The organism is Gemmobacter lanyuensis, from assembly GCF_014652355.1.
GTDB lineage: Bacteria > Pseudomonadota > Alphaproteobacteria > Rhodobacterales > Rhodobacteraceae > Gemmobacter > Gemmobacter lanyuensis.
This window is the reverse complement of sequence record NZ_BMYQ01000017.1, coordinates 63,673-87,068: the sequence shown is the minus strand read 5'-3', so window position 1 is coordinate 87,068 and position 23,396 is coordinate 63,673. Positions and strand designations below refer to the sequence as shown.

General features: G+C 63.5%; 21 protein-coding genes. 6 read left to right on the top strand and 15 right to left on the bottom strand.

Annotated elements, in window-relative coordinates:
* Nucleotides 1-281: 281 nt before the first annotated feature.
* The 3 genes from IE101_RS18360 (at nucleotide 282) to IE101_RS18350 (ending at nucleotide 3,303) form a co-directional block, all read left to right on the top strand.
* Nucleotides 282-1,283, top strand: a complete 1,002-nt coding sequence (locus IE101_RS18360) for a glycine betaine ABC transporter substrate-binding protein (protein ID WP_189635308.1) — start codon at nucleotides 282-284, stop codon at nucleotides 1,281-1,283.
* Nucleotides 1,284-1,382: 99 nt separating this feature from the next.
* Nucleotides 1,383-2,270, top strand: a complete 888-nt coding sequence (locus IE101_RS18355; protein WP_189635307.1) for an ABC transporter permease — start codon at nucleotides 1,383-1,385, stop codon at nucleotides 2,268-2,270.
* Nucleotides 2,263-3,303: a quaternary amine ABC transporter ATP-binding protein gene (locus IE101_RS18350; RefSeq protein WP_189635306.1), complete on the top strand. Its 1,041-nt coding sequence runs from the start codon at nucleotides 2,263-2,265 to the stop codon at nucleotides 3,301-3,303. The genes IE101_RS18355 and IE101_RS18350 overlap by 8 nt, the downstream gene beginning before the upstream one ends.
* Before the next feature lie 33 nt (nucleotides 3,304-3,336).
* On the opposite strand, the gene IE101_RS18345 is transcribed toward IE101_RS18350, so the two are convergent.
* On the bottom strand, nucleotides 3,337-4,362 hold the full coding sequence (locus tag IE101_RS18345) for a GlxA family transcriptional regulator (protein WP_189635305.1): 1,026 nt from the start codon (nucleotides 4,360-4,362) through the stop codon (nucleotides 3,337-3,339).
* Between the two features lie 512 nt (nucleotides 4,363-4,874).
* On the opposite strand from IE101_RS18345, the gene IE101_RS18340 reads away from it, so the two are divergent.
* Complete coding sequence (locus IE101_RS18340) at nucleotides 4,875-5,537, top strand: SDR family NAD(P)-dependent oxidoreductase (RefSeq protein WP_189635304.1); 663 nt, start codon at nucleotides 4,875-4,877, stop codon at nucleotides 5,535-5,537.
* Nucleotides 5,538-5,548: 11 nt separating this feature from the next.
* Here IE101_RS18340 and IE101_RS18335 read toward each other — a convergent pair whose 3' ends face one another.
* From IE101_RS18335 to IE101_RS18310, 6 genes are all read right to left on the bottom strand, one after another.
* Nucleotides 5,549-7,618, bottom strand: a complete 2,070-nt coding sequence (locus IE101_RS18335; RefSeq protein WP_189635303.1) for an alpha-galactosidase — start codon at nucleotides 7,616-7,618, stop codon at nucleotides 5,549-5,551.
* Nucleotides 7,615-9,555, bottom strand: a complete 1,941-nt coding sequence (locus IE101_RS18330) for a beta-galactosidase (protein ID WP_189635302.1) — start codon at nucleotides 9,553-9,555, stop codon at nucleotides 7,615-7,617. Before IE101_RS18330 ends, IE101_RS18335 begins: the two co-directional genes overlap by 4 nt.
* Complete coding sequence (locus tag IE101_RS18325; protein WP_189635301.1) at nucleotides 9,555-10,643, bottom strand: ABC transporter ATP-binding protein; 1,089 nt, start codon at nucleotides 10,641-10,643, stop codon at nucleotides 9,555-9,557. Before IE101_RS18325 ends, IE101_RS18330 begins: the two co-directional genes overlap by 1 nt.
* Nucleotides 10,644-10,659: 16 nt before the next feature.
* Nucleotides 10,660-11,508, bottom strand: a complete 849-nt coding sequence (locus tag IE101_RS18320) for a carbohydrate ABC transporter permease (RefSeq protein WP_189635300.1) — start codon at nucleotides 11,506-11,508, stop codon at nucleotides 10,660-10,662.
* Nucleotides 11,508-12,413: a carbohydrate ABC transporter permease gene (locus IE101_RS18315; RefSeq protein ID WP_189635299.1), complete on the bottom strand. Its 906-nt coding sequence runs from the start codon at nucleotides 12,411-12,413 to the stop codon at nucleotides 11,508-11,510. The genes IE101_RS18320 and IE101_RS18315 overlap by 1 nt, the downstream gene beginning before the upstream one ends.
* An 86-nt stretch (nucleotides 12,414-12,499) precedes the next feature.
* The gene (locus IE101_RS18310) at nucleotides 12,500-13,732 is read right to left on the bottom strand and encodes an ABC transporter substrate-binding protein (RefSeq protein ID WP_189635298.1); all 1,233 of its coding nucleotides are present in this window, start codon (nucleotides 13,730-13,732) and stop codon (nucleotides 12,500-12,502) included.
* A 151-nt stretch (nucleotides 13,733-13,883) separates the two neighbouring features.
* Between IE101_RS18310 and IE101_RS18305 the strand changes: the two genes are divergently transcribed.
* Nucleotides 13,884-14,822, top strand: a complete 939-nt coding sequence (locus IE101_RS18305) for a helix-turn-helix domain-containing protein (protein ID WP_189635297.1) — start codon at nucleotides 13,884-13,886, stop codon at nucleotides 14,820-14,822.
* Here the strand turns inward: IE101_RS18305 and IE101_RS18300 are convergent.
* From IE101_RS18300 to IE101_RS18275, 6 genes are all read right to left on the bottom strand, one after another.
* A complete protein-coding gene (locus IE101_RS18300) occupies nucleotides 14,819-15,064 on the bottom strand; it encodes a hypothetical protein (RefSeq protein WP_189635296.1) in 246 nt (81 codons plus the stop codon). The genes IE101_RS18305 and IE101_RS18300 overlap by 4 nt on opposite strands.
* Before the next feature lie 4 nt (nucleotides 15,065-15,068).
* Nucleotides 15,069-16,166 carry an ABC transporter ATP-binding protein gene (locus IE101_RS18295; RefSeq protein ID WP_189635295.1) on the bottom strand — a complete coding sequence of 366 codons (1,098 nt, stop codon included), beginning with the start codon at nucleotides 16,164-16,166 and terminating at the stop codon, nucleotides 15,069-15,071.
* Between the two features lie 3 nt (nucleotides 16,167-16,169).
* Nucleotides 16,170-16,991, bottom strand: coding sequence for an ABC transporter permease (locus IE101_RS18290; RefSeq protein WP_189635294.1), 822 nt, complete (start codon nucleotides 16,989-16,991; stop codon nucleotides 16,170-16,172).
* Nucleotides 16,988-17,845, bottom strand: coding sequence for an ABC transporter permease (locus IE101_RS18285; RefSeq protein WP_189635293.1), 858 nt, complete (start codon nucleotides 17,843-17,845; stop codon nucleotides 16,988-16,990). The genes IE101_RS18290 and IE101_RS18285 overlap by 4 nt, the downstream gene beginning before the upstream one ends.
* A 62-nt stretch (nucleotides 17,846-17,907) precedes the next feature.
* Nucleotides 17,908-19,032: a polyamine ABC transporter substrate-binding protein gene (locus tag IE101_RS18280; RefSeq protein ID WP_229804302.1), complete on the bottom strand. Its 1,125-nt coding sequence runs from the start codon at nucleotides 19,030-19,032 to the stop codon at nucleotides 17,908-17,910.
* A gap of 111 nt (nucleotides 19,033-19,143) precedes the next feature.
* Nucleotides 19,144-20,040 (bottom strand): LysR substrate-binding domain-containing protein, encoded by an 897-nt coding sequence (locus IE101_RS18275; RefSeq protein ID WP_189635292.1) that lies wholly within the window; start codon nucleotides 20,038-20,040, stop codon nucleotides 19,144-19,146.
* Between the two features lie 101 nt (nucleotides 20,041-20,141).
* On the opposite strand from IE101_RS18275, the gene IE101_RS18270 reads away from it, so the two are divergent.
* Entirely contained in the window at nucleotides 20,142-20,957 is an 816-nt protein-coding gene (locus IE101_RS18270) for a creatininase (RefSeq protein ID WP_189635291.1), read from the top strand.
* Between the two features lie 59 nt (nucleotides 20,958-21,016).
* On the opposite strand, the gene IE101_RS18265 is transcribed toward IE101_RS18270, so the two are convergent.
* Both IE101_RS18265 and IE101_RS18260 read right to left on the bottom strand, forming a co-directional pair.
* Complete coding sequence (locus IE101_RS18265) at nucleotides 21,017-22,225, bottom strand: M24 family metallopeptidase (RefSeq protein WP_189635290.1); 1,209 nt, start codon at nucleotides 22,223-22,225, stop codon at nucleotides 21,017-21,019.
* A 99-nt stretch (nucleotides 22,226-22,324) separates the two neighbouring features.
* Nucleotides 22,325-23,356, bottom strand: coding sequence for a GlxA family transcriptional regulator (locus IE101_RS18260; RefSeq protein ID WP_189635289.1), 1,032 nt, complete (start codon nucleotides 23,354-23,356; stop codon nucleotides 22,325-22,327).
* Nucleotides 23,357-23,396: the final 40 nt, after the last annotated feature.

Here is a 23,396-nt window from a genome sequence, read left to right as displayed (position 1 = left end):
CAGCACCAACGCTATGTGCCCGCAGAACCGGTGTGAAGGCTTTGTTCAGGGCGAACGGGTTAGTTGCACAGGTCGCGATGGGGAGCCCACAGCTTTGACGCTAACATGGCGCTGACGGCCGTGCTGCACCCGGCGCATGTCGCTGTCCACAGAAATATGTCGCAATCCGATCCATCACTTTTGCAATAGCGGCGACTACTCGCGCATTGTCAAAGGATGGGACCTCGCGGCTTGGCGGTTCCCTCCTGCGGCTTTGCACACAAAACCCAGGGAGAAAGACCATGAAGCGCATCATCGGCATTCTGGCCGCGACCACCGCCATCGCGGGCTTCGCGGCCACGGCAAACGCGCAAGAGTGCGGAGAGCTGACCATCGCCAGCATGAACTGGCAAAGCGCCGAGCTTGCCGCCGCTGTCGACCAGTTCATCCTGAACAACGGCTATGGGTGCAGCGCTGAAATCATCCAGGGGGACACCGTGCCGACCATCACCTCGATGGTGGAAAAAGGCGATCCGCAGATTGCGCCAGAAGGCTGGATCGATCTGGTCCCCGAAGTCGTGCAGGCGGGTCTGGCCGAGGGCAAGATCATTGGCGGCGCCAAGATCCTGTCGGATGGTGCCGTGCAGGGGTGGTGGATTCCGAAATACATCTCTGACGCCAATCCCGACATCAAGACGATCGAAGATGCGCTGAAGCACCCCGAACTGTTCCCCGATCCTGAAGATGCTGCGAAGGGCGCCGTTCACAATGGCCCGCAGGGCTGGGGTGGCACGGTCGTGACCTCGCAACTTTACAAGGCCTATGGCGCCGAGGCGGCTGGCTTCACTCTGGTTGATACCGGGTCCGCCGCGGGGCTGGATGGGTCGATCGCCGCAGCCTATGAACGCCAGCAAGGTTGGGTGGGCTACTACTGGGCCCCGACGGCACTGCTGGGCAAATACGAGATGGTCAAGCTTGAACACGGCGCAACGCTCGACATGGCCGAATGGAAGGCCTGCACCTCGAACGCGGATTGCGCCGAGCCGAAGAAGAACGACTGGCCGAAAGACACTGTCCAGACGCTGATCGCCAAGCCCTTCGCCGATGTCGCCCCGGCACCGGTGCTTGACTATCTGAACAAGCGGTCCTGGAGCAATGCCACGGTCAACGGTGTCATGGCGTGGATGAGCGACAATCAGGCCACTGGCGAAGACGGTGCGCGTCACTTCCTGCAAGAGAATGAAGCGCTCTGGCTGGACTGGGTCTCGCCCGAGGCCGCAGAAAAGATCAAGGCCGCCCTCTGATCGGCAGATCGCCTGATGGGGGGGCTGCTGCTGCGCCCCCTCGTCTTCGTGGCTGCTCAGGCGGCCCCCCCTCCCTGACCAAATTCGGATCCGAGACATATGGACTGGCTGACCCAGTTCCCCCAGATGGATGACAACCGTCTGCGGGACATCAAGAAGATCATCGACGAAGCCTTTCGCGGCTTCACGCGCGCCTATGGCGACAGCATCGAAACCCTGTTCGAACCACTCCGCATCTTCATGGTGCAGGCGGAGCGTTTCATGACCGGTACCCCCTGGATCATTGTCTTCGCCCTGATCATCGGCGTGGCATGGCTGGGCAGCCGGAACCCCAAGGTCGTGGCGGCCACTGCCGTGACCATGCTGCTGATCGGCTATTTCGGCATGTGGGAAGACACGATGAAGACCATCTCGATGATCTTCGTCTGCACCGTGATCTCGATCGCCGTCGGCATTCCGCTGGGCATCGCCATGGCGCGCTGGAACCGGATGCAGGCCATCGTGAACCCTGTTCTCGACGTGATGCAGACCATGCCGAGCTTCGTCTACCTGATTCCGGTCGTCATGCTGCTGGGAATCGGCAAGGTGCCGGGCCTGATCGCCGTCGTGATCTATGCCATGCCGCCGGTCATCCGTCTGACGAACCTCGGCATCCGCCTGGTGGACAAGGAAATGCTTGAGGCCGCAGATGCCTTTGGGTCGTCCGACTGGCAGAAGCTCAAGAATGTCCAGCTTCCCCTCGCGCTGCCCACCATCATGGCGGGTATAAACCAGACCATCATGATGGCGCTTGCCATGGTCGTCATCGCCTCGATGATCGGGGTGCAGGGGCTGGGTCAGCCGGTGCTGCGCGCGATTTCCAACCAGTATTTCACACTGGGCGTCTTCAATGGTTTTGCCATCGTCGGCATCGCCATCATCTTTGACCGCGTGAGCCAGTCCTTCGGCAAGCGGCTTCAGAAACACAGCGAGGTGGTCCATGGCTGATCCCATCGGCATCGAGATCCGCAATCTTTACAAGATCTTCGGGCCCCAATCCGCACAGCTCATGCAGGCCGTCCGCAACGGCATGACCAAGGCTGAGCTGAACGAAAGGCACCACCATGTGCTGGGCCTGAACGATATCAACATTTCCATGCCTGCCGGGCGGATCCAGGTCATCATGGGGTTGTCGGGTTCGGGGAAGTCCACACTGATCCGCCATATCAACCGTCTGATCGATCCGACGGCCGGTGAGGTGATCGTGGGCAACCAGAACGTGGTAACAATGTCGCCCGAGGCCCTGCGCGACTTCCGCCGCCACAAAACGGCGATGGTGTTCCAGAAGTTCGCCCTTCTGCCCAACCGCACCGTGCTGGAAAACACCTGCTACGGGCTTGAGGTGCAGGGCATCCCGCAGGGGAAGCGCGTCGCGGCGGCGATGCATTGGTTGGAACGGGTGGGCCTGAAAGGGTTCGAGAAGAAATACCCCAACCAGCTGTCGGGCGGGATGCAGCAAAGGGTGGGCCTTGCCCGCGCGCTTGCAAATGATGCCCCGATCCTGCTGATGGACGAGGCCTTCTCGGCGCTTGATCCGCTGATCCGGGTGGACATGCAAACCATCTTGCTGGATCTGCAAAAGGAAATCCGCAAGACGATCGTTTTCATCACCCATGACCTCGACGAAGCGCTGCGCCTTGGCGACAGCATCGCCATCTTGCGCGATGGCGAGATCATCCAGCAGGGCACCAGCCAGGATATCGTGCTGCGCCCCGCCGACGCCTATATCGAAAGCTTCGTGCGTGAGGTGAACCGCGGCCGCGTTATCCGTGCCGACGCCGCGATGGAACCTGCGAGCGGCCCGCTGCCCGATGTGACCGTCGGCGGTGATTGCACGCTTGAGGATGCCGGTCGGCTGATGGTGCAATCGGGCACCACGCGGCTTGCCGTGCGCGACATGCAGACCGGGCGCCCCGCAGGGACCCTGTCGATGGAACGGATTCTGGCCGCAATCACCCAGCGGGCGCCGGGCCACGCCTGACACCGGCCGGGCCGTGCAGCAGGCTGCGCGGCCCTACTCTGCCTTCGTCTTGCGGAAATGAGAAAATCGATGGGGCGACATGCCAAAACGCGCCCGGAAGCTTTTGGAAAAATGGGTCGTTGACCCGTATCCACAGGCGACCGCGACATCGAGCACGCTCATATCCGTTTCCGCCAACAATGCGCGTCCGTGTTGCAGCCGCAAACCCGCAAGATATTGCAGGGGCGTCACCCCGAGGTTCTTGCGGAACAGCCGTTCGATCTGACGGCGTGACACCCCCACATGCTCGGCGCAGCCGTCAATCGAGAACGGCTCTTCGAGGTGCTGCTCCAGATAGTTCACCGCATTCAGCAGATGCTGGTTCCGGCTTCCCAGCCGCGAGGTCAGAGACGTGACCTGTTCGTCCTCGGCATCGCGGCGGCGGGTCATCAGGCACATGTCCATCACCGCCTGAGACAAGGCTGGACCCATGTGATCGTCGATAAGCTTGAGCACCAGATCCGCCGCCGCCACCCCGCCCGCGCAGGTCATGATGCGTTCATCGACGCAATAGACTTGCCAGACCGGGGTCAGCGTCGGGAAAAGTTCGGCAAAGCTGCGGATGTTTTCCCAGTGCAGGGTAAAGCGGCGACCATCCAGAATGCCGGCGCGCGCCAAGGCATAGGCGCCGGTGCAGATGCCCCCCACCGTGCGACCGTGGCGCCATTGCGCGCGCGCCCAATCAGTCAGGGCGGGGGTGCAGGCGGCTTCGGGTTCCACGCCACCGCAGATCATCACATAGCCCGGCGGGGCCATCGCCGGCAGTGGGCCTTCGGGCGTCAGGGGGATGCCGTTCGAACAGGTGATCGGCGCCCCGTCCTGCGTATAGACATGCCAGCGGAACAGCACGCGACCGGCCAGCTGGTTGGCGACCCGCAGCGGCTCGATTGCCGAGGTGAAGGCCAGCATGGTGAATTGCCGCATCAGCACAAAAGATACGTTTACCTCGGGCATCGCCTGCATCGGCACATGGGCGATCCCGCGCGAGACATATCTGCGGCTTTCTGAACTATCCGTCATCTGAGTCTCCAACCGTCGAATTGGGCCCCTTGGGGCAGCCCCATCTCGACATAGCGGCGGGACCATGCGGTATGCTGATCGACCTTCTGCTTCGCAATCGCGACCTTCCCGGCCACAGAGTGCTTCTTCGGGCATTCCAGACCACGACTCACACCCCTGTGTGCGGCGTTCGTGCGACAGAGCCGCACACCCAAGGCGCAGCCCAAGCTCCAGTTCCTGACCTTGATGACCACGATGCCGCTTGCGCCGCCCCAGCCTCCACCACAGTGCGCGCGGGCCGGGCCAACGTCGCCCATGTTTGATCCCCGATGTAACGATCCTGTCCATATGCGCCGGAATCCGGCCACGGTTTTCGTCACGATCTGGGCGCGTCGGGGAACGCCGCCGCCGCTTGTTGCGCCCGGATCGGCGATGCTAGGGTTGCGGGGTCCAACCCGTGACCTGAGGATGCGCATGACCCGTACCCCCCTTTCCATTCAGATGCGCTTGGGCCAGATCCGCCGGGGTCGGACATGAGAGCGCTGGTCCTTGGGTCAAGCGGCGGGATCGGCCGCGCAATGATCGACCAGCTTGAGCTGCGTGGGGCCACGGTCACGGGTTTGTCGCGGCGTGACGACGGGCTGGACCTGACCGATCAGGAGAGCGTGGCCCGTATCGCCGGAAGGCTGGAGGGCGGTTTCGATCTGATCTTCAATGCAACGGGGGCTTTGCAGATCGGAGATCATCGACCTGAAAAGTCGATCAATGCTCTCGACGCGCAGGCGATGGCGCAGCAGTTTGCCGTGAATGCGATCGGCGTTGCGCTTGCGCTGCGCTATTTCTCGCCCCTGCTGGGTCGCGCGGGGCGTTCGGTCTTTGCCTCGCTTTCGGCGCGGGTCGGATCGATCGGGGACAACCGGCTTGGCGGCTGGATCAGTTACCGCGCGGCGAAGGCGGCCCAAAACCAGATCCTCCATACCGCCGCCATCGAAATCGCCCGCAAACGCCCCGAAGCGATTGTCGTGGCCCTGCATCCGGGCACTGTCGAAACCGGCTTGAGCGCAGCCTTTGCCAGCAATCACCCGACAATCACCGCAGCCCAATCTGCTGAGGCCTTATTGACGGTGATCGACAGACTGACCCCCGCGGACAGCGGGACCTTCTGGGATTGGAAAGGTCAGCAGGTGCCATGGTAAGGGTGCGGCGGTCAGATCCGCCGCCCCTCCACCATCCAAAGGGTTGATGGCCAGGCCACCGGCAGCCGCAGCCCCGCCGTCATCAGTGCCCGCCCGGTCAGGACCAGCGGCCCCTGTTGCAACGCCGCCAGTCCACGCGACTGGGGCGGGGCATCCTCGGGGTTTAGAAGTCGCAGTTCATAGCCCGCTGCGGGGTCAAGCCCGTTCAGGACAAGGGGGCGCGGCAGGATCTGGCGGCTCATCCCCGCGATACCCGCCGCCAACAGGAATTGTGCGCCATCTTCGGCCAGATGCAGTTCGGCTACCACCGCAGGGTCGGCGCTGTCGATCCGCAGGATATCGGCGCGCATTAGCCAATGACGATTGGCCTTCCACCAGGCGGTGACAGCGGCAAGCAGCCGTTCCTCATCGCCGCTGAGGGCGCGCAGGTCCATCTCGAACCCGAAATGCCGCAGTGCGGCCAGGCGGGCGCGGAAGGCCATTGGCTGCACCCGGCCCGTGGTATGGGCCCTGGCGGCGCCGACATGGCTGCCGGTGATCGCGGCGGGCAGGAACAGGGCCGCATCGGCCTGCATCCGCAGCCGTTCCGTCGGGTCGATGCAGTCCGAAAGCCAGACCCGGTGGGTGCGCGCCAGAATGCCCGCATCGATCCGCCCCCCGCCCGAGGCACAGCTTTCGATCTCGACCCCCGGATGGGCGGCGCGCAGCCGATCCAAGAGCGCATAGACCCCTTCGGTCTGCGCGGCATCGACCATCGGCAACAACCGGTTGTGATCCCATTTCAGATAGTCGATCCGGTGGCTGGCCAGCAGCCCGTCCAGCACGGTGAAAAGATGGTCGCGCACGTCCGTCCGGCCCAGATCCAGCACCATCTGGTTGCGCCCGGTGGTCTGATCGGCCGGACCAAGGATCCAGTCAGGGTGGGCGCGGGCCAGATCGCTGTCGGGATTGACCATTTCGGGTTCGACCCAAAGCCCGAAGCGCATGCCAAGGGCTTCGACATGGGCAATCAGCGGGGCCAGCCCGTCGGGCCATTTGCGGCGGTCAACCTGCCAGTCGCCAAGGCTCGTGGTGTCATCATCGCGGCGCCCGAACCAGCCGTCGTCCAGCACGAAGCGTTCCGCCCCAAGGGCTGCGGCCCGGTTGGCAATGTCCGAAAGGGTGGCAAGATCGTGTTTGAAATAGACCGCCTCCCAGCAATTGTAATGCACGGGGCGCGGGCGGGCCGGATCGGGCCAGCGCACGATCCGGTCACGCAGATCGCGCTGGAAGCTGCGGGCAATGCCGTTCAGGCCCGTTTCAGAAGCCGCGGCTAGCAACTCGGCGCTCTCGAACCGGGTGCCGGGGGTCAGATGGGCACCGGTGGCATGGCCGAATTGCACATGCCTGCGGCCATCGGGCAGCTCTTCGGCCAGCATGCGATGACCGCCCGACCAAGCATATTGCAGCCCGCGCGCCGTGCCGTGACCATAGCTGCATCCCGGACCGGAAAAGACCGCCAACGGCGGGTGTTCCTGCCCGGACCGGCCGGTCCGCGCCTCGCGCAGGCGGATACCGGGCTGCCAGGGGGTGCGGACGGGCTGCAACTCGCCCAGCCATTTCCCGGTGAAATCCATCAGTTCGGTATCGGTTTGCGGAATGGGCAGGACGGGCGCGGCCAACCAAGACACCCGCACCGGACGGTCTGCCTCAAGCCGGGTTTGCAGGGCGATGACGCCGGTCGGATGGGCCTCGAAACGATGCGTCAGCAGCACCCCCTCGCCCCCCGAGATGAGCTGCAGGGACCCCGTTCCGGTTTCGGCCCGCTGAAAGCGCAGCCGCGGGCTGAGCGGACGTCCATCAGCCTCGGCCAGCACAAGGCCCGGCTGCCCCTGCCAATCGGCACTGGGCAAGGGGCAGAGCGTCAGTTCGGGCAGGCGGTCCAGCATCCCCCCCGTCATATCCGAGGCCTCGGCCCGCGCCAGTTCTGCCAGATCCTCGGATGCAGGCAGGGTCGGCCCCCACCAGATCACGCGCGGCACCCCGCTGCTGCTGGCCAGAACAAGGGTCTGGCCCGGTGCGTCGATGCGCCACTGGCTCATGTCCAGCTCCGCGCGATGGTCAGGCCCTGCGGCGGCACAGTCGCCGACCCCAGCAGCAGGTCAAACCCTTCGGGCAGGGACCACTCGCCCGGCCCGTAGTTGAAGAAGAACCACCAATCCCCACGGCGGCGCAGGCGGATCTGCGGCGGCAGGGCCAATGTCCGCAGGCCCGCGGCCCCGGCCATATGGGCCGCCACCTGGCCTAGCAAGCCTTCCTCCGGCCAGCCCATCAGGGAATGGACGCGCCCCTTCCGGGTCAGGGCCGGGCCGCCATCGTCAAAACGGGCCAGCACCTCGGCCCCGACGGCCTCGGCATGATCGCGCCACCGCGCCACCGCGCCGGAAACCGCGCCCGTCACCCCCTGCGACAGACCGGGCCGAAGCGAGGCGACCTGCGTCACCCGCGTGCCGGTCAGCGCAGCCAGCGGCCCCGGCGGCAGGCCCTGCGGAATGGCGAAATGCCGGTCCCGCGATCCGGCACGCGGCCCGATCAGCACCAGCCCCTCGGCCTCGGCCAGCGCCTTCTGGGCGGGTTCGCTGACCTGCAGCATGGTCGGCACAACCACCAGCGCATAGCCCAGGAGCGGTGCGCCCGGTGCCACTACATCGACATTCAGACCCAGACGCCGGAAGGCCTCATACCAGCGGAAGACCAGTTCCTCATAGCGGAAGTCGCGGCCCTGCGGCTGGATCATCGTGGCCCAGTAACTTGGGTAATCAAAGACAAAAGCCACCTGCCCGCGCGTGGTTGCGGGCAATGTGGGCAGTGCGGCACGCTCGCGGGCCACCTGCGCCGCCTCGGCACCGCCGGGGGACAGTTCATCGCTATGGGGCAGGTTCAGGCCTGCGTGAAACTGTTCCTGTGCGAAGGGCGCCTGCCGCCAGCGGAAGTAGCTGACCACCTCGGCCCCGTGGGCCAGTGCCTCCCATGACCACAGCCGCACCATGCCAGGCTTCGGCACCGGGTTCCAGGCCGCCCAGTTCACCGGACCGGGTTGTTGCTCCATCACCCAGAACCTCCCGCGCCCGACGCCGCGATAGAGGTCATGGTGCCAGGGCGCGATATCGGGATGCGAGGTTTCGGCCCATCGGTTGCGCTCCGCCTCGGAGAATGGGAATTTCTCGACAAAGCCGATGGGATAGCTGTCCCAACTTGCCAGATCGAGGTTCTCGGCCACCTTGAAGTGATCGAAATCCGACACGAACCCCATGAAGTTATGCGTGATCCAGCGCCCCGGCGAATGGGCGCGCAGGATATCGCATTGCATCCGGTCATAGGCGGCGATCTGATCGGAATGGAAGCGCCAGAAATCCAGCCGCTGCGCGGGGTTCGGCTCGGTCACGGTGCCGGTGGGCAGGGCGACCTGATCAAAACCTGTCACCTCCATCGACCAGAAGACCGCGCCCCAGGCCTCATTCAGCTGGTCGGTCGATTGATAGCGGCGGCGCAGCCAGTCGCGGAAGGCGCGCAGATCCTCGGGGCCCCAGGACAGGCTGCTGTCATGGCAGCCATATTCATTGTCGGTCTGCCAGCCTGCAAGGCCCGGATGGGTGCCGTAGCGGCGGGCCAGCATCTCGACGATGCGGGCAGATTCACGCCACCAGGTTTCCGACGAAAAGGTGTAATGGCGGCGCGACCCGAAGCCTCGCACCCGCCCCTGTTCGTCGTAGGGCAGAATGTCGGGACATTCATCCACCAGCCATTTCGGCGGCGTGGCCGTGGGGGTGCCCAGCACGATGCGCAGCCCTGCCCCATGCAGCACATCCATCGCCCGGTCGAGCCAGTCAAAGGTGAATTGCCCCCGCGCGGGTTCCAGCCGCGACCAGGCGAATTCGCCGATGCGGACATAGGAAATGCCCAGCTCGACCATTCGGCGGGCGTCGGTTTCCCAGCGGTTTTCGTCCCAATGTTCGGGGTAATAGCAAACTCCCAGCATCAGCGTGTCAGATCCCCGTTGAGAAGGGCAAGCCCCGCCGCGTCAAACAGGTGGCAGGCACGCGCCGGAACCCCCACGCGCATCTCATCGCCGGGGCGTTCCGGCGCCAGACCGTCGGCCTTGACCGCGATTTCGGATCCGTCTGCCAGTTCCACGAAGAACAGGGTTTCCGACCCGAGATGTTCGGCCAGTTTGACCCGCCCTTCCAGCACGGCATCGCCCGCCCCGCCCGCCTGCGCATGTTCCGGGCGCAGGCCCAGCGTCATCGGCCCGGCGGCCGCAATCTGCCCCGGCAGGCGCAGCACCCCGCCGCCCGGTAACGTCACCTCGGTCCCGCCAGCGACGGGCTGTGCGGCGACGGTCAGGAAATTCATCTTCGGGCTGCCGATGAACCCCGCCACAAAGAGGTTGCGGGGGCGGTGATACAGTTCCAGCGGGCTGCCCACCTGCTCGATCTGACCGGCGGACAACACGACGATCTTGTCGGCCATGGTCATCGCCTCGACCTGATCATGGGTGACATAGATCATCGTGGCGCCCAGATCCTGATGCAGGCGCGAAATTTCGCCCCGCATCTGCACGCGCAGCGCGGCATCCAGGTTCGAGAGCGGTTCGTCAAACAGGAACACATCGGGGTTGCGGACAATGGCGCGACCGATGGCCACGCGCTGCCGCTGCCCGCCCGAAAGCTGCCCCGGCTTGCGGTCCAGCAGCGCATCCAGCTGCAACATCTTGGCCGCGGCGGCAGTGCGTTTGGCGATTTCGGCCTTGTCATGCCCAGTCATCCGCAGGCCAAAGCCGATGTTTTCCGCCACTGTCATATGGGGGTAAAGCGCATAGCTTTGAAACACCATCGCCACGCCGCGATCGGACGGGCCGACCTGCGTCATGTCGCGGCCGCCGATCTTCAAGGCACCGGAACTGATCTCTTCCAGGCCCGCCACCATCCGCAGCAGGGTGGATTTGCCACAGCCCGAAGGCCCGACGAAAACGCAGAACTCACCATCCGCGATCTCAAGGTCGATGCCCTTGATGATGCTGACCGCGCCGAAATTCTTGGTGACCTTACTGAGGCTGACCTCGGCCATGGGAAGCTCCTTCTTCTCAGCCCTTGGTCGCGCCAAGGGTCAGACCGGCAATGAAGTGCCGCTGCATGAGGAAAAACATGAGGACGGGGGGCAGCGCCGCGATGATCGATCCGGCCGAAACCAGATGCCAGGCGGCCACCCATTGCCCGTTGAGGGCATAGAGCCCGGCAGTCACGGGCATTGCATGGCTGCCCTGCACAAGGACCGTGGCCCAGAAATAGTCGTTCCAGACAAAGGTGAAGACCAACACCGACAGCGCGGCAATCGCAGGCCGCATCAGCGGCAGCACGATATGGCGGAAGATCTTCCATTCGCTGACGCCTTCGACACGGGCGCTTTCGATCAGCGCGAAGGGCAGGCCCTTGATGAAGTTCCGCATGAACAGCGTGCAGAACCCGGTCTGGAAAGCGATGTGAAACAGCACCAGCCCCAGTGTGGTGTCATAAAGCCCGGCCTTCAGGGTCATGTCGCGCACCGGTACCATGAGGATCTGGAAGGGGATGAAATTGCCCGCGACGAAGGCAAAGAACACCCAGAGATTGGCGCGGAATCCGTAAACCGCCAGCGCAAACCCCGTCAGGCAGGACAGCGCCACCGCCCCGATCACGGTCGGCACCGTCACCTTGAAGGAATTCAGGATATACCAGCCGATCGGGCTGTCGCGGAACACGGCGGCGTAGTTTTCGAAGGCCAGCCCCGAAGGCACGCCAAAGTAGTTGCCCGCCGCCAGATCCGAAGCCGGGCGGACCGAGGTGACGGCCACCCCGATCAGCGGGATCAGCCAGATCACCAGCGCCACCGGCAAGAGCACCTGATAACCGATCCGAAGCGCAGGCGAGGCCTTGTGAATGGGTGTGGGGAACATCAGCGGTTCCTTTCCTGCGCGATCATGCGGACGATGAACAGCGTGATGAAGACCATCATGATCAGGAACAGCACCACCGCGATGGCCGCGCCATAGCCCATGCGATAGCCATATTCCGACAGTGCCTGTTCATACATGAAATAGCTCAGCACCTGGCTTGACCCGTAGGGGCCGCCCGCGGTCATGATCGACACGAGATCAAAGCTCCGCAGCGCGCCGATCACGGTGACGACCATGGCGATGAAGGTGGCCGGGGCCAGTTGCGGCAGGATCACGTGCCACAAGAGCCGCCAGCCACGGGCATTGTCCATGCGGGCGGCCTCGATCTGTTCGGGGTTCAGGTTGTTCAGCCCGGTCAGATAGAGGATCATGCAATAGGCCGTCTGCGGCCAAAGCCCCGCTGCGATGATGCCCAGCGTCACGAAGCGTTCATCCGCCAGAATGGCGACCTCGGCCCCGGTCAGCCAGTGGATCGCCTGCGAAAACAGGCCGAAATCGGGGGCATAGAACCAGGTGAACATCAGGCCGACCACGACCTGGCTGATCACGAAGGGGAAGAAGAACAGTGACTTGTACAGACGGATGCCCCAGACCGATTGGTTGAGGAACAGCGCCGCCGCAAGGCCCATCGGAATGGCCAGAAGGTAAAGCGCCAGCCAGATCAGGTTGTTCTTCAGCGCGACATAAAAGGTGTCATCATCCAGAAGCTCGGCGTAATTGCCCAGCCCGATCCAGACCTTGGCGCCCAGACCATCCCAGTCGTGAAAGCTGATCCAGACCGATTGGACGATGGGGATCAGCACATAGATCAGGAACATCAGCGCGCCGGGCGCAAGAAACAGGATCGGCGCAATCCGGAGCTGGTTGCGTTTCCAGAATCCGGCAGAGGGGGCAGTATCGGGCATGGCCGTCTCCCATCGCAGTCAGAGGGCCGAGGCCCGGTGTCGGAAGGCCCGGGGCCACCCGAAGGCAGCCCCGGCAGGGAGGAGACTTATTTGTAGACCTTGGCGCGGACCTTCTCGAGACGCTCAAGGATGCGGTCGATCTGATCGGGCTTGACCATGAATTCCTGGAAGCCCTCCATCCCGGCCTTGGCCATTTCGGCGTCGGTATCGCGGTCGTAGAACTGCGCCAGCGCATAGGCGTTCGACAGCATGTTGAACCCGGCCTCAAGGAACTTGTCTGCGGGTTTCGCAGCCTGGTTGTTCACCGGCAGCTGGCCCAGCGTGGCGTTCATCTTGGCCTGCGCCTCGGGCGAGGCGAGATAGGCGAGGAAGACCTTCGCATCTTCCTTGTTCTTCGCCCCAGCGGGGATGTGGAAGGTATCGGTCGGGGCCTCTTCGGCCATGGGGATGCCGGGGGTGATTTCCGGGAACTGCATGAAGCCGATCTGGTCTTCTGTCAGCCCGCCTTCCTTCATCGTGGCCACGGCAAAGTTGCCCATCAGATACATGGCCGCCTTGCCCTGCACCATCTGCGGAATGGCATCCTGCCAGTCGATCGCGGCGTGGTTTTCAAGGAAATAGCCGGGCGTCACCAGCTCGGCCCATTTTTCAAAGACGGCCTTCACCCGCGGATCGGTGTAAGGCACCTTGCCGGCTGTCAGATCCATGTGGAATTCATAGCCGTTCACGCGCAGGTTCAGATAGTCGAACCAGCCGCCCGTCGGCCAGAGCGCCTTGGTGCCGATAGCGAAGGGCGCAATGCCCGCGGCATGGAGCTTCTCGCTCGCGGCCAGCAGCTCGGCCCAGGTTTTCGGCGGCTCGATCCCCTGTTCCTTGAAGATATCGGCGCGGTAATAGATGCCCCACTGGTAATAGGTATAGGGCACGCCCCATTTCTTGCCGTCGATGGTCATCGAGGCGGCGCTGGATTTCAGCTGATCATCCAAGCCATTCGCGGCCCAGACGTCGCTTACATCCTCGAAAAGACCGGCCTCGACAAAGGGGGCCATGCGGTTGCCGGCATACCAGGCCGCCACATCCGGCGGATCGGCCGTCAGGAAGTTGCGGATCGCCGCCTTGTAGCCTTCGTGGTCAAAATTGTTCCATTTGACGGTGATGTCGGGGTGTTTGGCCTGGAAATCCGCAATCAGCTCTTCCATGGCTTTCTTGGGCGCGGGGTCGGAATGGTCCGAATTGATGACGATCTCGCCCGCGAAAGCGGCCGATCCCATCAGCAGGGCCGAAATGGCCAACCCTGCGAGCGCCTTGAACATGGTCATGGTTCCCTCCCTGAAACTCTCTATGCCGGTTTTGGTCTGTCTCGCCACGCCCGGGCCTCCTCTGCCCCGGCGTCTGAAAAAGAAGATGACAGGAAATCAGGCAGGTTCTACCGTCAGATCAAGGAAATATTCCGGGATTCTAAGGTCTGCAATGGCAACACGCCCCCCCTCCCCCGGCACGCAGGACGAATCCGTCCCCGCTCACCCCGAATTTGACCCGCGTCACCCGCTGGTCGTCTTCGGCGATCACAGCTTCTGCGCCGGTGCCTCGCTTGAGGTGCAACGCATGCCCGGCCCCCATATGCATAGCCAGGTCGAGCTGAATTTCGTGCTGGATGGCGCGATGACCTATTGGTTCGACGGGCGCGAACTGACGGTGGATGCGGGCCGCCTATGCCTGTTCTGGGGGATGGTGCCGCATCAGGTGATCGACCGGCAGGACCCCACGCGGTTCATCTGCCTTTATGTGCCGATGTCGGTCTTTCTGGGTCTGCCTGCGCTGTCGCGCTTTCGGGATGCGGTGTTTCGCGGCGCGGTGATCGAGGCAACAGATCTGCGCGCCTGGGACCGCGACATCTTTCTGCGATGGCGCGAAGAGCTGTTGTCCGGCGATCCCGCCCTGACAGAAATCGTCCGCAATGAGCTGACAGCCCGGGTCTTGCGGATCCAGCATGAGGGGTGGCGCGACCTGCGCGCGGATGCCTCGGCCATCCCCTCGCTTGCGCCGCATGATGCCGCGCGCATCGATCATGTCGAACGAATGCTGCGCTTCATTGCCGAACGGGCGCATGAACCGATCTCGGCCGAGGATGTCACCGCCACCACCCCGCTGCATCCGAACTACGCAATGACACTGTTCCGCCGTTCGGTGGGCCATACGATCAATCAGGCGATCACCCGCCACCGTCTGGATACTGCCCGGTCCCTGCTGATCTCGACCGATCGCAGCATCGCCGAAATCGTTTTCGGCGCGGGCTTCGGTTCCTCCTCGCGGTTTTATGAGGCTTTCGAGCAGCGCTTCCACGAGAGCCCCGGCGTCTTCCGCCAACGCATGCGCCGCGGAACCCAGGCGGGCACGGGGCAACCCTAGCGGCGGAAGAGACCGATGGTCGTGCGGGCCAGGCGGGCCACATTTTGCACCAGCCCGGCGACAAGCGGATCCAGTGGGAAAGTATCCATCTGCTGCCGGGTCAGCCCGCCACCGGGCAGGGCGCCGTTCGACAGGACAAGGCGCTGCTGGCTGTCCTGCAAAGCGGTTGCCCCCAGACGCCCCGACCCAAGACAGGACAGGGCAAGTTCATCTTTCGCCGCGTCTGCCCGGGGTCGCGTCATCTGCTCATGCCTCAGCCACAAGGTGGCTGTCCGTCGGCGCCCAATGCGCATAGAGCGTTTCGCCGATGTCGAGCGGCAGACCGACCAGATCCTCGTGCCCTTTCTGAACCCGGATTTCCTGGCCTCTGGGCGTTTCCAGATAGATGGTCGCGGTAGCGCCTACAAATTCCTCGCCGATCACGCGGACGGGCAAGACATTGGTGGCATCGGGCGGCGGGGTCATGCTGAGATGGGTCTTGGTGTCGAGCACCGTCAGCGTGGCCGTCGCACCCTGCCGCGGCGGCTGCGCGAGCCGCGCGCCCTTCAGCACGATCGGCCCATCGGCGGTTTCGAGCTGCACCCCGCTGTCCGAGGCCGCCAGCACCTTGCCGGTAAAGATGTTCGACGACCCGAGGAAATCGGCCACGAAACGGGTGCGGGGGGCGCCGTAAATCTCTTGCGGGGTGCCGATCTGTTCGATGACCCCGCGGCTCATGATCACCACGCGGTCAGCCATGGAAAAGGCCTCGGACTGGCTGTGGGTCACATAGACGAAGGTGATCCCCGTTTCGCGCTGCAGGTTCTTCAGCACCGATTGCATCCGCACCTTCAGTGCCGCATCCAGCGCCGACAGCGGTTCATCCAGCAGCAGGATCTCCGGCTCGACCACCAGCGACCGCGCAAGGGCCACGCGCTGCCGCTGCCCGCCCGAAAGCTGGGCGATGTTGCGTTCGGAGAATTCGAGGATCTGCATCCGATCGAGCCATTGTTCCGCCCGCCGCCGCCGTTCGGCCTTGCCGACGCCGCGCATCTTCAGCGCGAATTCCACATTCTCGCGGACATTGAGGAAGGGAAACAGCGCCAGGCTTTGCCACACCATCGGCGTGTCGCGCTGCCATGTGGGCAGATGGTTGATCGGCTTGCCAGAAAGACGGATGACCCCTTCGGTCGGGGCCTCAAGCCCGGCCAGCATCCGCAACGTGGTGGTCTTGCCGCAGCCCGACGACCCCATGATGGCCAGGAACTCGCCCTTGCGGATTTCGAAATCCATCTTGCGGACAGCGGTGAAGGACCCGAAGCGCTTGATCACGCCTTCAATGGAAACCAGCGTATCGCGTTGCATTGCTTACTCCTTTTCGTCGCTCTTGGGCGCGGCGCGGCCAGACAGCAGGACCTGCGCCACGATCACCAAAGTCATCGAGATGACGAAGACAAAGGTGCCGATGGCATTGATGCGCGGGCTGACCTGACCTTGCAGGAAGCCCAGAACCTTGACGGGCAGCGTTTCATTCAGACCCGAAACGAACCAGGCGATGGCGAATTCGTCGAAGGACACGGCCATGGTGATGAACAGCGCGCCGAAGATGGCGGGTTTGGTGAAAGGCACGATCACATGCCACATCGTCGCCCATTCGGATGCGCCGAGGTTCCAGGCCGCAGGTTCCAGCGCCGGGTCCATCTGCGACAAGCGCAGCCGGATGATCGCCATGGCGAAGGGCGCACAGATCACCACATGCGAGATGATGACCGAAATCGCCCGCCCCGAGAGATCCACCCGGCTGAGGAAGGCCAGCATCGCAAGGCCCATGATGATGACCGGGATCGTCGGCGGCAGCAGCGCCAGCGCGAGGTAGGCCTGCTTGCCGAAGAAGTGGTAGCGATAATCGGTATAGGCCGCCCCGAAGCCGAGGAAGGTCGAAACCACCCCCACGATCAGGCCGATCATCAGCGTATTGCCCAGACCCTGCCAGACCAGAGGGTCGGCGGCCACCGCGCGATACCAGTCGAGAGAGACGCTCCCAAGCGGGATCGAGGGGAATCGGTCTGAGTTGAGGGAGAAGACGAAGCTCGCCGCGATCGGGGCAAAGACAAAGACATAGGCCAGCACGATATAGGCGCGCAGCGTCCAGTCCACGGTGCGGCTGCGGTTGATCTGTTCGCTGTTCATGTGCGGCTCCCCTTGGCTTGACCGGCATAGGCAAAGCGCACCGACAGGAAGGCCACGACCAGAAGGGTGGCGATCATCGTCAGGGCAATCACCGCCGCGCGGGGCCATTGCTGGCCGGATTTGGTGGTATCGGTGATCAGGATCGACAACGTTGTCGGGTCGCCTCCGCCCAGATAGACGGGGCTGACGAAATCTCCGAAGGTCAGGATGAAGCAAAAGAGCGCGGCAATCACCAGACCCACGCGGGCCGAAGGGATGACCACCTCGAACACCGTGCGGATGCGGCCGCAGCGCATGTTATGCGCGGCCTCGATCAGCGTGCGGTCGATGAAGACCAGGCTGAAAAGCTGCAGCAGGATCACAAGCGGCAGCGCCAGGGTCATATAGCCCACCATGGTCGCGCCGACGGTGTTCAGCATCGGATAGGGGCCAAGGCCAACCGCGCCCAGCATCACATTCACGATGCCCGCATCCGACAGGAAGATCTGCCAGGAATAGACCCGCACCAGATAGCTGGTGAAAAACGGGATCACCATCAGGAACACGGCCATGCGCCGGGCGCTATCGGACAGTTTGAAGGCAATCGCGTAGGAACAGGGAAAGGCCACCACCGAGGCCAGCACCGAGGCGGCGGCCGCAAGCCCGAAGGTGGTGCCATAGGCCTGCCAGAACACAGGTTTGCCGAACATCGTCACCCAGTTCACCGGGTTGAAATCGGGCCGAATGGTAAAGTTCTTCACCGTCCAGAAGCTGAGTGCCACAAGAAACACCAGCGGGAAGACGAAGAACAGAAGTTGCCAGACCAGAAGCGGCAACGAGAAGGTCAGACCGTAAAGGGAAATCGGGCGTCGCATCAGCAGCTTCACCTATGCAGGAAGGTTGGGCCGGCGGGTCTTGCCCACCGGCCATCGGTCGATCAGGCGCCCTTGTATTCCGACCAGAAGTCGTTCCAGGTTTCCAGATCCTGCTGGATCGGCCATTGCCGATACTGGATGCGGCCCGCGCGGATCATGTCGATCACATTGCCCGCGTCCTTGGTCATGCCCTGACGCTTGGCCTCTGCCGGGTTTTCGGCCTGCAGCACCTCCCACCCCTTCTGGTTGGGGATCAGCGCCGGATAGGCGGCCATCTGGGCCGATTTCGCCTGACCCTTGGCCGAGGTGATATACTGGATCCACTTCTTCGCCAGCTCGGCCTTCTGCGACCCCTTCCCGATCGAGAAACATTCCGACCATTGCAGCCCGCCCTGTTCGGGAATGACCGAGCGCACCTTGGCCCCGTTCTTTTCCAGAACGCCGGTGATCCAGTCACCGATCCCGGCAAAGGCCAGCATCTGCCCGTCATTCAAGGACGAGAAGGTGCCGCCGTAATCGAAGAACCCGCCGATCTGCGGCCGCAGCGTCAGGATCTTTTCCTTCACGGCCTCCCATGCGGTTTCGTCGATGTCATAGGGGACGGCGTTACCGTTCAGCAGGCTCATCTGTCCCAGATTGGGCAGGTGCCAGTCGAAATGCCCGACCTTGCCGGTCAGCTTCGGATCCCAGAAGATGTTGTAATTCGCAGCCTGGGCTTCGGTCAGGGCGTCGGTGTTATAGGCCACGCCCAGGAACCCGAAACGCGCCACCAGCGAGAACAGCTTGCCGTCGGCCCAGTTGCCGGGGAAGTTCTGGAATTCGGGGAAGTAATCGGCCAGCGCGTAATCTTCCGGGTCCAGCTCTTCGACAAATCCGCCCGCATTCAGGGCCTGCACATATTCGGCGTCCGACAGGATCACGTCGAACGTGCCGGGCGGCGATTGCGAGATCAGCCCCAGCATGTTGTCGCCGCCGGTATAGTATTTCGGCACGAACTTGACGTTATGCTCGGCTTCGAACTCGGCCACGATATCGGGTTCGGCATGGCCATACCAGGCCAGCATCGTCAGCTCGGTCGGGGCGGCAAAAGCGCGGCGCGACAGCATGGGCGTGGCAAGGGCTGCGGCCGAAGTCGCAAGAAAGCTGCGCCGGTTCAGAACCTGCGCCATAAAGCGGGGCTGTGTCATGGGGGTCATCCTGTTGGGTGATGTTTGTTTGTTATTGACAGGACGTTATGGGACGGATCGGGCCTTGTTAAATCCGTAATGGAAATTGATCCATTAATAGTGGAAATGCCTCTATCCGAGGCTGACCTTGGCCACCCCAGACCCCACGCTTTCCAGGCTTGCGACCAGCTCGCTCACAAGGTGCAGGCCCGCGGCGGTCAGGCGGGGATGTTTGTAGAACAGCCCGATCCGCAACGGCTCAAGTCTCGGGAATCCTTCATCTTCTGTCAGCTCGCGCATGCCGGGCAGCAGGGTCGCCCGCGTCAGCGCGGTCACGCAGAGCCGGTTCTGCACCGCGTTCTGCAACCCTGAGATGCCCGGCCCGCTGTAGACCAGCCGCCAGCGCCGCGCAGCACCATCAAGCGCGTCAATCATCCGCGATCGGTAATCGCAGCCTTCCAGATGCGCGCCCAGTGGAACCGGGCGGTCGGGATCGGGCACATACGATTCGGCGCAGGCCCAGATCGGCTGTTCCACCCAGGAGCGCGACAGATAAGGAAGGCGCGGATTGTTCATCGTGGCGATGATCATGTCCAGCTCTTCGGACCGCAGCTTCTTGTGCAATTCGCGGCTCAGATCGCAATGGATTTCCAGCTCGACCGCAGGGTTTTCCTGCATGAAGCCAGTCAGGGTATTCTGAAGGAAAGCAACGGCATAGTCGGTCGGAAGCCCGATCCGCAGCACCCCGGAACGATCAGTGCGGTGGAAGTAATTCACGGCCTCATCGTTGGTGCGGACCATTTCGCGCGCATAGCTGAGCAGCGCTTCACCGGCGGGGGTGGGCTGGATGATCCGGCCCTCCTGCACCAGAAGCTGGGCCTTCACCATCTCTTCCAGCCGGCGGATCTGAAGCGAGATCGCAGGCTGGCTGCGCCCCAGCGCGGCCCCGGCCTTGGAATGTCCCCCCAGCTCCACCACGGTGATGAAGGTTCGCAACAGATCGGTCGGCAGATTGATCAACAGGGCCATGGGTATTTGCCGTTACAATGGAACCATTGTGAGTATATATTTTCCAAATGGCCCCGGCGCAACGAATATGACGGACAGATCCACCAACCGTCGAGAACGCCATGCCCCTGCCCTCCGCCTTTGCCTCGGAACTGACCTGGCCGGATTACGACGCCGCCGTGCGCGGTGGCGATACGCCGATCCTGATCCCCATCGGGTCGATGGAACAGCACGGCCATCATATGCCGCTGCATGTCGATGTGCTACTGCCGACCGAATTTGCGCGCCGTGCGGCGCTTGAGGTGGGCGGGCTGGTCGCGCCGCCCTTTACCTATGGCTACAAATCGCATCAGAAATCGGGGGGCGGCAATCATTTCAGCGGCACCACCAGCCTGGATGGCGCCACGCTGGTCGCGGCGCTGCGCGATGTGGTGAAGGAATTTGCCCGCCACGGCGTCCGCAAGGTTTGTCTTGTGAACGGGCATTTCGAAAATTCCTGGTTCATCATCGAGGCCATCGACCTTGCCCTGCGGGAATTGCGCTGGGATGGCATCACCGACCTGAAGGTCATCGTCTTGTCCTATTGGGATTTCGTCGATCAGGCGGCCATCGCCAAGCTTTATCCCAACGGCTTTCCCGGCTGGGACATTGAACATGGTGGGGTGCTGGAAACCTCGCTCATGCTGGCGCTTTACCCGCATCTGGTGCAGCTGGAACGCGCGATCGACGTGGAACCGGCGACCTTCCCGCCCTATGACGTCTATCCGGTCAAGCCGGAATGGACCCCCTGCTCGGGCACGCTGTCCTCGCCCAAGGAGGCCTCGGTCGAAAAGGGCCATATCCTGCTGGAGGTCTGCACCCGCGGCATCGTCGATGCCTTGATCACCGAATTTGCGCTGGCGCGCGCCGAGCCGCGCCCGATGGCGCAAGCCAGCTGACCGGCTTCCCCGCCGCTCCCGACTGGGCGTCCGTTCCGGGCGCCCTTTTTTATGCGGGATCAGATGATGTTGTGTTCGGGGCCGACCGGAACATCGGTCAGGTTTTCCGCCCCGTCGGGGGTGACGATCAGCAGATCATGTTCGCGGTAGCCCCCTGCCCCCGGCAGACCCTGCGGCAGCATGACCATCGGCTCCATCGAGACGACCATGCCCGGTTGCAGTTCCGTCACCACATCCTCGCGCAACTCGACCACCGCCTCGCGGCCATAGTAATGGCTGAAGATGCCGAAGGAATGGCCATAGCCGAAGCTGCGGTATTTCAGCAGGCCCATCCCGCGGTAAAGCTCATTCAGCTCGGCTGCGATTTCATTGCAGCGCGCGCCGGGGCGGATCAGGCCAAGCCCGCGGCGATAGACGGTCAGATTCTGTTCCCAGATCCGCAGGCTGGCCTCATCCGCCGTGCCGCAGAACAGCGTCCGCGCCACTGAGGTGCCATAACCGAAAAGCATAGGACAACAGCTGAGCGAGAGGATGTCCCCCCGCGCCACGCGCCGGTTGGTCACGGGGTTATGCGCGCCATCGGTGTTGATCCCCGATTGGAACCAGGTCCAGCTGTCCATCAGCTCGACCTGCGGGAAGGTGGCCGCGATTTCGCGGATCATGGCGCTGGTGGCAGCGATGCTGACCTCATATTCCGGCACGCCTTCGGCGATCCGGTCCATGGCGGCCACAGCCCCCAGTTTAGAGATGCGCGCGCCGGTGCGGATCAGGGCAAGTTCCTCTTCGGATTTGAGCGTGCGGGTCCACATGGCATGCAGCCCGACATCCATCATCTCGACCCCGGGCAGCGCGGCCTCAAGCAACCGGCGATAATCGAGCGAGACCTGGTCAAATTCGATGGCAAGACGCCGCACCCCGGCACAGAGCTGCCGCACCGCGCGATAGAAATTGTCGCGCCGCCAGTCGGTATAGGTGACGTTCTGTCCAAAGCTGCGCCGCCAGCCTTTGCCGCCGTCCACGCCCGAGGAAATCGTCGTGCTGGCCGTGGGGGTGATGACCATCCCATAGCGGCGCCCGAATGCGCAATAGACCCAGCCCGAGTAATAGGTGATGCAGTGATGCGAGGTGAACAGCACCGCATCCACCCGGTTCTGCGCCATCCAGCTTCGCAGCAAAGTCTGGCGGCGGGTCATTTCGGAATCCGAAAACGGCGAGAATTCTTTCTCGCCGTTATGCCATTCCATGACATGCAGCATATCGTTGGTCATCGCGCACTTCCGGCAGGTCCTTGTCGTGCGAGACTACGTTGCCGGGGGGATGAGACTGAAATTTGTAGTGGAAATCCACCTATTTGGGGAACGGCGGGGTCAGGCGCCGGATTTGGACTGGAACGGCGAATAGCGCGAGGGCGCGATGCCGAACCTTTCGCGGAACAGTTTGGCGAAAGTGCCGGTGGCGGTATAGCCACAGGCCAGCGCCACATCCTGCACCGACATTTCGGTCTGCGCCAGAAGCGCGCGGCCCTGATTGAGCCGCACCTCCGTCAGGTATTGCGTGGGTCGCACCCCCAGATGCACCCGGAACAGCCGCTGCAACTGCCGGGCCGAGGTGCCTGCCTCATGAACCGCCTGTTTCAGGCAATCAGGCTCGGCAAAGTGCTGTTCGATCCATTGCACCGCGCGGTGCATGCTGGGGTTGCGGGTCTGGGTGCGCGGCGCGACCGAGGCGGTCTGCGGTGTATCTTCGCCCCGCGGCGCGGTGACAAGGCAGGCATGCATCGCCTCATGCGCGGCGGCCTGACCGACGCTGTCATGGATCAGCCGCAGGCTCAGATCCGCCATCGCGATCCCGCCCGCACAAGTGACGACGCGGCGATCCATGCAATAAAGCGTGGCCACCGGCGCCAGATCGGGCCATTGCGCGGCCAGAACCGGCAGATGGTCGCGATGTGCAGCAAAGCGGTGCCCACCCAGAATACCTGCCTGCGCCAGCGCGAAGATGCCGCCATGCACGGCGCCCACCCGCCTGCCCTGCCGCCAGAGGCGGCGGAGCGCCCCGGTCAGCGTCTGGGGCAGCTGGGGGCAGATCCCCTCGCCGCCGACGACCAGCGTCAGATCGGCATCGGGATGGTCGGTAAGGTTGCCTTCGACCGGCATCGCCACGCCCTGGGCCGACATCACCGCCGCCCGGTCCAGCGACAAAAGCCGTGTGTGGACTTGCCCCCGCGGGCCAAGCCGGTCGGCCAGCCGCAAGGGTTCAAGCCCCGCCATCAGTGCCAACAGGTCAAAACCCGGCAGCAGGACAAAGGCCAGCTCAAGTCCCGCCTGACGGCGCGGCGGGCGGGCCGGGGTGGCCCGCAGCGCGCCGGGCCGGCATGAACGGGGCAGCAGCGCGTTCATCGGGGTCTGCATCCTTGAAGGGGGAGGTGGCGGGGCGGCC

Bases quoted from the DNA above. Each gene is read 5' to 3' on its own strand.
- IE101_RS18285 (WP_189635293.1), bottom strand. From the start codon at position 17,845: ATGCGACGCCCGATTTCCCTTTACGGTCTGACCTTCTCGTTGCCGCTT.
- IE101_RS18280 (WP_229804302.1), bottom strand. From the start codon at position 19,032: ATGACACAGCCCCGCTTTATGGCGCAGGTTCTGAACCGGCGCAGCTTT.
- IE101_RS18265 (WP_189635290.1), bottom strand. From the start codon at position 22,225: ATGACCAACGATATGCTGCATGTCATGGAATGGCATAACGGCGAGAAA.
- IE101_RS18270 (WP_189635291.1), top strand. From the start codon at position 20,142: ATGCCCCTGCCCTCCGCCTTTGCCTCGGAACTGACCTGGCCGGATTAC.
- IE101_RS18295 (WP_189635295.1), bottom strand. From the start codon at position 16,166: ATGCAACGCGATACGCTGGTTTCCATTGAAGGCGTGATCAAGCGCTTC.
- IE101_RS18305 (WP_189635297.1), top strand. From the start codon at position 13,884: ATGGCAACACGCCCCCCCTCCCCCGGCACGCAGGACGAATCCGTCCCC.
- IE101_RS18320 (WP_189635300.1), bottom strand. From the start codon at position 11,508: ATGTTCCCCACACCCATTCACAAGGCCTCGCCTGCGCTTCGGATCGGT.
- IE101_RS18310 (WP_189635298.1), bottom strand. From the start codon at position 13,732: ATGACCATGTTCAAGGCGCTCGCAGGGTTGGCCATTTCGGCCCTGCTG.
- IE101_RS18330 (WP_189635302.1), bottom strand. From the start codon at position 9,555: ATGCTGGGAGTTTGCTATTACCCCGAACATTGGGACGAAAACCGCTGG.
- IE101_RS18345 (WP_189635305.1), bottom strand. From the start codon at position 4,362: ATGACGGATAGTTCAGAAAGCCGCAGATATGTCTCGCGCGGGATCGCC.
- IE101_RS18360 (WP_189635308.1), top strand. From the start codon at position 282: ATGAAGCGCATCATCGGCATTCTGGCCGCGACCACCGCCATCGCGGGC.
- IE101_RS18260 (WP_189635289.1), bottom strand. From the start codon at position 23,356: ATGAACGCGCTGCTGCCCCGTTCATGCCGGCCCGGCGCGCTGCGGGCC.
- IE101_RS18300 (WP_189635296.1), bottom strand. From the start codon at position 15,064: ATGACGCGACCCCGGGCAGACGCGGCGAAAGATGAACTTGCCCTGTCC.
- IE101_RS18335 (WP_189635303.1), bottom strand. From the start codon at position 7,618: ATGAGCCAGTGGCGCATCGACGCACCGGGCCAGACCCTTGTTCTGGCC.
- IE101_RS18355 (WP_189635307.1), top strand. From the start codon at position 1,383: ATGGACTGGCTGACCCAGTTCCCCCAGATGGATGACAACCGTCTGCGG.
- IE101_RS18290 (WP_189635294.1), bottom strand. From the start codon at position 16,991: ATGAACAGCGAACAGATCAACCGCAGCCGCACCGTGGACTGGACGCTG.
- IE101_RS18315 (WP_189635299.1), bottom strand. From the start codon at position 12,413: ATGCCCGATACTGCCCCCTCTGCCGGATTCTGGAAACGCAACCAGCTC.
- IE101_RS18325 (WP_189635301.1), bottom strand. From the start codon at position 10,643: ATGGCCGAGGTCAGCCTCAGTAAGGTCACCAAGAATTTCGGCGCGGTC.
- IE101_RS18340 (WP_189635304.1), top strand. From the start codon at position 4,875: ATGAGAGCGCTGGTCCTTGGGTCAAGCGGCGGGATCGGCCGCGCAATG.
- IE101_RS18275 (WP_189635292.1), bottom strand. From the start codon at position 20,040: ATGGCCCTGTTGATCAATCTGCCGACCGATCTGTTGCGAACCTTCATC.
- IE101_RS18350 (WP_189635306.1), top strand. From the start codon at position 2,263: ATGGCTGATCCCATCGGCATCGAGATCCGCAATCTTTACAAGATCTTC.